Source organism: Leisingera sp. ANG-Vp (genome assembly GCF_000813725.1).
Lineage (GTDB): Bacteria > Pseudomonadota > Alphaproteobacteria > Rhodobacterales > Rhodobacteraceae > Leisingera.
The window spans coordinates 1-1685 of the sequence record NZ_JWLD01000092.1; the positions used below are offsets into that span (position 1 = coordinate 1).

Here is a 1685-nt window from a genome sequence, read left to right on the forward strand (position 1 = left end):
GCCATGAGCTACAAGAGTGACATTGAGATTGCGCGTGAAGCGCAGAAGAAGCCGATCCAGGAGATTGGTGCGAAGATCGGGATTTCGGACAGCGATCTGCTGCCCTACGGCCACGACAAGGCGAAGGTGAGCCAGGAGTTCATCAACTCGGTGCAGGACCGTGAAGACGGCAAGCTGATCCTGGTGACCGCGATCAACCCGACCCCGGCAGGCGAAGGCAAGACCACCACCACCGTGGGTCTGGGCGACGGCCTGAACCGGATCGGCAAGAACGCGATGATCTGTATCCGCGAAGCGAGCCTCGGCCCGAACTTCGGCATGAAGGGCGGCGCTGCGGGCGGCGGCTATGCACAGGTTGTGCCGATGGAGGAGATGAACCTCCACTTCACCGGCGACTTCCACGCCATCACCTCGGCCCACTCGCTGCTGTCGGCCATGATCGACAACCACATCTACTGGGGCAACGAAGCCGAGATCGACGTGCGCCGCGTTGCATGGCGCCGCGTGGTCGACATGAACGACCGGGCGCTGCGCACCATCACCGCGTCTCTGGGCGGCGTGTCCAACGGCTTCCCGCGCGAAGCCGGCTTTGACATCACCGTGGCCTCGGAAGTCATGGCGATCCTGTGCCTGGCCAACGACCTGCAGGACCTGGAAAAGCGCCTGGGCGACATCATCGTGGCCTACCGCCGCGACAAGACCCCGGTCTACTGCCGCGACATCAAGGCAGAAGGCGCAATGACCGTTCTGCTGAAGGACGCAATGCAGCCGAACCTGGTGCAGACCCTGGAAAACAACCCGGCGTTTGTGCACGGCGGCCCGTTCGCCAACATCGCCCACGGCTGCAACTCCGTGATCGCAACCAAGACCGCGCTGAAAGTTGCCGACTACGTCGTGACCGAAGCAGGCTTCGGCGCGGATCTGGGCGCCGAGAAGTTCATGAACATCAAGTGCCGCAAGGCAGGCATCGCGCCGTCGGCTGTGGTGCTGGTTGCCACCGTGCGCGCGATGAAGATGAACGGCGGCGTTGCCAAGGCGGATCTCGGCGCCGAGAACGTCGACGCGGTGAACTCGGGCTGTGCCAACCTCGGCCGCCACATCGAGAACGTCAAATCCTTCGGCGTGCCGGTTGTGGTTGCGATCAACCACTTCGTGACTGACACCGATGCCGAAGTGCAGGCGGTGAAGGACTACTGCGCCAACCACGGTGTTGAAGCGGTTCTGTCGCGCCACTGGGAGCTGGGCTCGGAAGGCTCTGCGCCGCTGGCCGAGAAAGTTGTCGAGATCGTCGATGCCGGCACCGCCAACTTCGCGCCGATCTACCCGGACGACATGCCGCTGTTCGAGAAGATCGAGACCATCGCCAAGCGCATCTACCGCGCCGACGAGGTGCTGGCGGACAACAAGATCCGCAACCAGCTGAAGGAATGGGAAGACGCGGGCTACGGCAACCTGCCGGTCTGCATGGCGAAGACCCAGTACTCCTTCTCGACCGACCCGTCCCTGCGCGGCGCACCCACCGGCCATTCGGTTCCGGTGCGGGAAGTCCGCCTGTCTGCGGGCGCCGGCTTCATCGTTGCGGTCTGCGGCGAGATCATGACCATGCCGGGCCTGCCGCGCAAACCGGCGGCGGAAACCATCCGCCTGAACGAGGACGGCCAGATCGAAGGCTTGTTCTAAGACGC

The 1685-nt window shown here is 63.8% G+C and carries 1 protein-coding gene; it reads left to right on the forward strand.

The window, feature by feature from the left end:
- Nucleotides 1–3 precede the first annotated feature (3 nt).
- Nucleotides 4–1680, forward strand: coding sequence for a formate--tetrahydrofolate ligase (locus tag RA20_RS22925; protein WP_039134592.1), 1677 nt, complete (start codon nucleotides 4–6; stop codon nucleotides 1678–1680).
- The last annotated feature ends 5 nt before the right edge of the window (nucleotides 1681–1685 follow it).

What these genes read in the sequence shown, in the direction of transcription:
- RA20_RS22925 (WP_039134592.1), top strand. Translation starts at nt 4, where the DNA reads ATGAGCTACAAGAGTGACATTGAGATTGCGCGTGAAGCGCAGAAGAAG.